Raw genomic sequence first — 6,007 nt, forward strand, 5'->3', positions numbered from 1 at the left:
GGTGTGGATATGTGGAAACCAAAACACCGAGAGCCTTAACTAAGCGGTATTGCCCTGCGGGGTCCCGCGATCCCGGGCGACCAGCGTTCCATCCCGCTGCCGGAGTGGTGCTTTGAGCCACCGCTCCACATACAGCAGGATCCACCGCTGATCTGGTGAGATGTGGTGAGCGACCGCCTTGAGCACGAGATCCCAGGGCACGGTGTCGAAGAACGCCCGGATGTCCAAATCGATCACCCAGTCGCTGCGCCAGCACCGCTGACGACATGTCCCGACCGCGTCCAACGCGGACTTGCCCGGCCGGTAGCCATAGGAGTCCGGATGGAAGATCGGTTCGACCTTCGGCTCCAGATACATCCGCACCACCGTCTGAGCGATCCGGTCGGCCACGGTCGGCACGCCCAGCACCCGCACCCCTTTGCCTCCCGCTTTGGGGATCTCCACCGCCTTCACCGGCGGCGGGAAATAAGACCCCGATGACAGCCGGTTCCAGATCTTGTACAGATTCCGGTCCCGGTCCGCCTCGAACTCCTCAATCGACTGCTCGTCGACGCCCGCCGCACCCTTGTTGCCCTTGACCCTCTGAAACGCCTCCCAGACCACGATCTTGTCAATCTGAAACGGCTTGTCCTGCTGCTTCGGTTCGCTCACCCGGCTCCTCCCGGCCACACCGGTTGACCACCAAGCGAACCCGGACAACCCGGCCCCTTCGCTCCACCCGCGTTACCGAGCATCACCGCTACTACGAGCCGGTCCGCCCCTGTGCCCCGCACCGGCACTCGACCCCTCACAGTTTCCGCTGCTTGAAGCACTCCCTTCGGCCGGCCGGTCCAACACCAGCCCGGCACCGCCGGGGCGACAGGTTCCCACGTTCCATGCCAGCGCCTGAGCCGAACTCGCGCCACCTTCATGCCGGGCACCATCTGGCCAGTCAGCAGGCACCCGCCAGACTCATCCCAGAGCAAGATCCCGACCCTGGTTCGATGCCACCTGAACACTTTCGACACCTCATCAGTGGTTCACTCGCGTTCGCCTTCTCGGCTCACACCTGACCCATCAAAGTGGGCCTTTTCCGCAACGCTCACCACCACGGCTCTTAACCGCAGCAACTTGCGGTGGTTTGGAACCTCCCCCTGCAAGGCGATCCCGGAGGGCCTACCTCCATCACCAGCACAGCACCACATCCAGAAATCACGATCTTCTACATCGCAACCCCCATCAGCGTTCGTGGCACACGAACCTCGGTGTCCTTGTCCCGATCGCTCGCAGGAAGCAGGCACAGGACCGCGAAGGCGTTCGTTACCGCCAGGTAGGCCAGTCGATTGGGCTCTCACCTACATGGACGACATTCTCGGCACCCGCAGGGTCGAGCCGCACGCGACCCACCCATCTGACCCGGGTAAATGTGCCCGACCGGGTGACCTGGTGATCACCGTGGCCCGGTAATCAGCATCAGATGCGCCGGTGCCCTACGGTGATCAGACGGGGGTGTCGACCGGCCTGGTGGGCTCGGGTGACGTCTCCTGGGAAGGGACGGCCGGGCGGCGGGAGGCGCGCAGGTGGCGGGCCGTGCCCCAGATGCCGCGGCGGAACAGCAGCACGACCAGGATGAAGATCGCGCCCGTGATCATCCCGGTCTCCTCGAAGCCGGCGGTCGCGAGATGGTCCTGGACCTGGACGACGAGGGCCGCTCCGATGGCGCCGCCCCACAGGGTGCCGATGCCGCCGAGGACGACCATCATCACGGCCTGGCCCGAGGTGGTCCAGTAGACCCCTTCGAGCGAGGCGAAGCCGTGGCCGATGGCGAACACGCCTCCGGCCGTCCCGGAGAGGGCGGCCGACAGGACGAATACCAGGAGCCGGTATCGGTCGACGGGATAGCCGAGGGCCCGCGCCCTGTTCGGATTGTCGCGAATGGCCACCAGCACCCGACCGAACGGCGACCGCACGATCCGCCAGGCGGCGAACAGGCCCGCCAGCAAGAACGGCAGCGCCGCGTAGTAGAAGTAGAACGGCTCGGACAGGTCGATTCCGCCGAGCTCGCGGGGGATGCCTTGCAGGCCGTTCTCCCCGCCTGTGACGTCCCGCCACTGGTTGGCGACGAAGTACACCATCTGGGCGAAGGCCAGCGTGACCATCGCGAAGTAGATCCCGGTCAGCCGGACCGACAGGAAGCCGATCGGGAGTGCGAGCAGCGCCGCGAACGCCGTACCGCCCACGATCGCCACCGGGAACGGCAGGCCGGAATGCAGTGCGACGAGCCCGGTGACGTAGGCCGAGCCGCCCCAGAAGGCGGCGTGCCCGAACGACAGCAGGCCGGTGAAGCCGAGCAGCAGGTCGACGGCCGCCGCGAACAGCGCCCAGCAGGCGATGTCCAGCGCGATCGGCGGATAGATCATCCAGGGCAGGGCGAGGGCGACGAAGAGCCCGATCGCCAGCAGGACCGGGCGTCCGGCCAGACGGGAAAGGATCATCGAAACGCCTCCTCGCGTCCGAACAGGCCGGCCGGGCGCCACAGCAGGACGGCGGCCATCAGGATGAACACGAGCGTCTGCGACAGCGCCGGGACGTAGAAGTTGCCCAGCGCCGACACCAGCCCCACCACGAACCCGGCGGCGACCGACCCGAACACCGACCCCAGGCCGCCGATCACCACCACCGCGAACACCGTGATGATCAGGTCCGCGCCCATCAGCGGGTTGACGGCGCGCATCGGGGCGGCCAGCACCCCGGCGAACGCGGCCAGGGCGATTCCGAAACCGAACACCGGCGTCACCCAGCGGCCGACGTCGATGCCCAGCGCGCGGGTCAGTTCGGGACGCTCGGTGGACGCGCGCACGATCATCCCGACCCGGGTGCGGGTGAGGACCACCCACACGGCACCGCACACCAGCAGCGACGTACCCAGCACGAACACCTGGTAGGCCGGGTAGGTGAACAACCCCAGGTTGATGGTGCCCGAAAGCTGGGACGGACGCGGGTACGGCTGGGAGTTGACCCCGTACTTCCGCTTCATCAGGTCCTGGAGGATCAGGGCCAGGCCGAAGGTGAACAGGAAGTTGTAGAGCGGATCCAGCGGCGTCAGCCGCCGGATGAACAGCCGTTCCAGGATGATTCCCGCCACCCCCAGCAGCAGCGGCACCAGCACCAGGGACAGCCAGAAGCTCAGGCCGAAGGAGTCGAGCGCGACGAACGCCCCGAAGGCGCCGAGCATGTAGAACGCGCCATGGGCGAGGTTGACCACGCCCAGCATGCCGAAGATGACGGACAGGCCGAGGGCGAGCAGGGCGTAGAACGCCCCGCCCACCAGCCCGTTGAAGGCCTGCTGGAGCACCCCGGCCGCCTCAGAGCTTGCACGCGGGGTCGGGCTGCGGCTGGAACGCCTCCGCCGCCGGGATGGTCTTGAGGATCTTGATGTAGTCCCAGGGCTCCTTGACCTCGCTCTTCGGCTTCACCTCTCCGAGATAGGCGTCGTGCAGCAGCAGATGGTCCTGGGCACGGATGGTGGCGTTGCGAGCGAAGGCGTCCTCGAACTTGTAGCCCTCCAGCTGCCTGACGACCTCGTCGGACTTGTCGGTGCCGGCGCGCTGCACGGCCTCCAGGTACTGCAGGGCGGCCGAGTAGTTGCCGGCCATGTTGGCGGTCGGACGCTGACCGACCTTGGCCTGGAACCTGTCGGCCCAGGCGCGGGATTTCGCGTCGGAGTTCCAGTACCACATGTCGGTGTAGCGGGTCCCGGCCAGCGCATCCGAGCCGAGCGAGTGGACGTCGCTGAGCACCAGGAGCCCGACGGCGAGGCCGACGCCCTTGTCCCGCAGCTTGTACTCGTTGTACTGCTTCACCAGGTTCACCAGGTCACCGCCCGCCTGCATCGTCCCGAGCACCTGCGGCTTGGGATCGAGACCGGGCGCCTTCAGCAAGAAGGTGGAGAAGTTGTCGTTGGGGAACGGCGTCGGGTCGCTCTTCACCACCGCCCCGCCTGCACCTTTGATGGCGGTAGCGAATGTTTTCTGCATGTCCTGCCCGAACGCGTAGTCCGGGTAGACGATGTACCAGTTCTTGGCACCGGCCTTCGTCACCTCTGTGCCGGTGCCGTGGGCGAGCATGTAGCTGTTGTAGCCGTAGTGGAAGGTGTACTTGTTGCACTGCTTGCCTTCCATTTCGGTGCTCGCGGCACCGACGTCGATGAACACCTTCTTCTTGTTCTTGGCGATGGTGGCGACGGCGAACGCGGCCGATGAGGTCGGCACGTCCAGGATCACGTCAGCGTGCTTGCGGTCGTAGAGCTCCTGCGCCTTGGAGTTGGCGATCTCCGGCTTGTTCTGATGGTCGGTGGAGAGGACCTCGATCTTGTCGGTCACCGCCTTGTCGCCGTACTTGGCCTTGTAGTCGGCCACGGCCATCTTGACGGCCTCGACCGTCTTGCGGCCGGAGGTGTCGGCGTAGATGCCCGACTGGTCGTTCATGACCGCCAGCACCACCCCGCCGTCACTGATCTTCCCCCCGGCGCCGCCAGGTCCGCCCGCGCAGCCGGCCAGCAACCCCACGGCGGCCAGGCCGCCGGTCCATCGTGTGAGCCTCATCAGGCCTCCTCTGTGTCCCGAATCCCGGTCGTCGTCATAGGCCGAGAGGTCAGATGCCCAGGTAGCCGAGCAGCTCGTGCTCGCGTTCGCGGACCTGGTCGTTGTCCAGCGACTCCACCACCCGGCCCTCGGCGAGCAGGTAGTGGCGGTCGGCGACGGTGGCGGCGAAGTGCACGTTCTGCTCGATCAGCAGGACGGTGACTCCGGCGGCCTTCACCTCGCGGAGGATGTCGCCGATCTGCTGGACGATCAGCGGCGACAGCCCCTCGGTGGGCTCGTCGCAGAGCAGCAGCCGGGCACCCGTCCGCAGCACCCGGGCCAGCGCGAGCATCTGCTGCTCCCCGCCCGACAGCTTCGTCCCGGGGAACCGGCGCCGCTCACGCAGCTTCGGGAACGTCTCGTACACCCGTTCCAGCGACCACGGCTCCGGGCCGCCCGTCCCTCCGGCCTTGTGCATCGGTGGAAGCATCAGGTTCTCCTCCACCGACAGGGTGGCGTAGACGCCCCGGTCATCCGGAACGAATCCCAGGCCGCTGCGGGCCCTGCGATGGGGGGCGAGGCCGGTGATCTCCTCGCCGGACAGCGAGACCGTGCCCGCGGTCCTGCCGTACGTGTCATGCAGTCCCATCAGGCAGCGCAGCAGAGTGGTCTTACCCGCACCGTTGCGGCCGATCAGCGTGACGATCTCGCCCTCGTCGACGCGGATGGACACCTCGCGCAGGGCCTGCGCGTCGCCGTACCAGGCGGACAGCCCGTCAACACGCAGCATGGGAATCTCCGAGGTAGGCGGTGATGACCCGCGGGTCATGGCGGATCTCGGCGTACGGACCCTCGACCAGCACGTTGCCGTGTTGAAGGACGGTCACCCGGTCGGCCAGGCTGGCGACCACGTTCATGTTGTGCTCCACCAGCACCACGGTGCGGCCCGCCCGGATCTTGCGGATGAGCTCGATGGTGCGGTCCACGTCCTCCACGCCCATCCCGGCGGTCGGCTCGTCGAGCAGAAGCACCCTGGGGTCCAGTGCCAGCGCGAGCGCCAGCTCCAGCGCACGCTTGCGCCCGTACGCCAGCGAGCCCGCCGGGACGTCACCGTGGTCGCCGAGCCCGACCTGGTCGAGCAGCTCCCCCGCGCGGCCGGCGAAGCGGTCCAGCGTCCGGTCCGAACGCCAGAACCGCCACCCCAGGCCGGTGCGGCTCGCCAGCGCCAGCTCCACATGCCGGCGCGGGGTCAGCTCGGCGAACAGGCTGGTGATCTGGAACGACCGCGCCAGGCCCAACCGGGCGATCGCCTCGGGGCTGCGCCCGGTCAGCTCAACGCGGTCCTCCAGCAGGACGCTGCCCGCGGTCGGCTTCAGGAAGCCGGTGAGCAGGTTGAACAGGGTGGTCTTGCCTGCGCCGTTGGGGCCTACCAGAGCGTGCACACC

The 6,007-nt window shown here is 67.4% G+C and carries 6 protein-coding genes; all 6 read right to left on the reverse strand.

Annotation, left to right across the window (positions count from 1 at the left end):
- Window positions 1-39 precede the first annotated feature (39 nt).
- Window positions 40-651 carry a reverse transcriptase domain-containing protein gene (locus HKK72_RS34780; RefSeq protein WP_315987597.1) on the reverse strand — a complete coding sequence of 204 codons (612 nt, stop codon included), beginning with the start codon at window positions 649-651 and terminating at the stop codon, window positions 40-42.
- Between the two features lie 827 nt (window positions 652-1,478).
- Window positions 1,479-2,474, reverse strand: coding sequence for a branched-chain amino acid ABC transporter permease (locus HKK72_RS34785; RefSeq protein ID WP_187238658.1), 996 nt, complete (start codon window positions 2,472-2,474; stop codon window positions 1,479-1,481).
- The gene (locus tag HKK72_RS34790) at window positions 2,471-3,334 is read right to left on the reverse strand and encodes a branched-chain amino acid ABC transporter permease (RefSeq protein ID WP_187238659.1); all 864 of its coding nucleotides are present in this window, start codon (window positions 3,332-3,334) and stop codon (window positions 2,471-2,473) included. Before HKK72_RS34790 ends, HKK72_RS34785 begins: the two co-directional genes overlap by 4 nt.
- A 10-nt stretch (window positions 3,335-3,344) precedes the next feature.
- Complete coding sequence (locus tag HKK72_RS34795; protein WP_187238660.1) at window positions 3,345-4,583, reverse strand: ABC transporter substrate-binding protein; 1,239 nt, start codon at window positions 4,581-4,583, stop codon at window positions 3,345-3,347.
- A gap of 49 nt (window positions 4,584-4,632) precedes the next feature.
- Entirely contained in the window at window positions 4,633-5,352 is a 720-nt protein-coding gene (locus tag HKK72_RS34800; RefSeq protein ID WP_187238661.1) for an ABC transporter ATP-binding protein, read from the reverse strand.
- On the reverse strand, window positions 5,339-6,007 hold a 669-nt coding region (locus HKK72_RS34805), incomplete at its 5' end, for an ABC transporter ATP-binding protein (RefSeq protein ID WP_187238662.1). The genes HKK72_RS34800 and HKK72_RS34805, both read right to left, overlap by 14 nt.

Source organism: Actinomadura sp. HBU206391 (genome assembly GCF_014323665.1).
Lineage (GTDB): Bacteria > Actinomycetota > Actinomycetes > Streptosporangiales > Streptosporangiaceae > Actinomadura_C.

Bases quoted from the DNA above. Each gene is read 5' to 3' on its own strand.
- HKK72_RS34785 (WP_187238658.1), bottom strand. From the start codon at position 2,474: ATGATCCTTTCCCGTCTGGCCGGACGCCCGGTCCTGCTGGCGATCGGG.
- HKK72_RS34795 (WP_187238660.1), bottom strand. From the start codon at position 4,583: ATGAGGCTCACACGATGGACCGGCGGCCTGGCCGCCGTGGGGTTGCTG.
- HKK72_RS34800 (WP_187238661.1), bottom strand. From the start codon at position 5,352: ATGCTGCGTGTTGACGGGCTGTCCGCCTGGTACGGCGACGCGCAGGCC.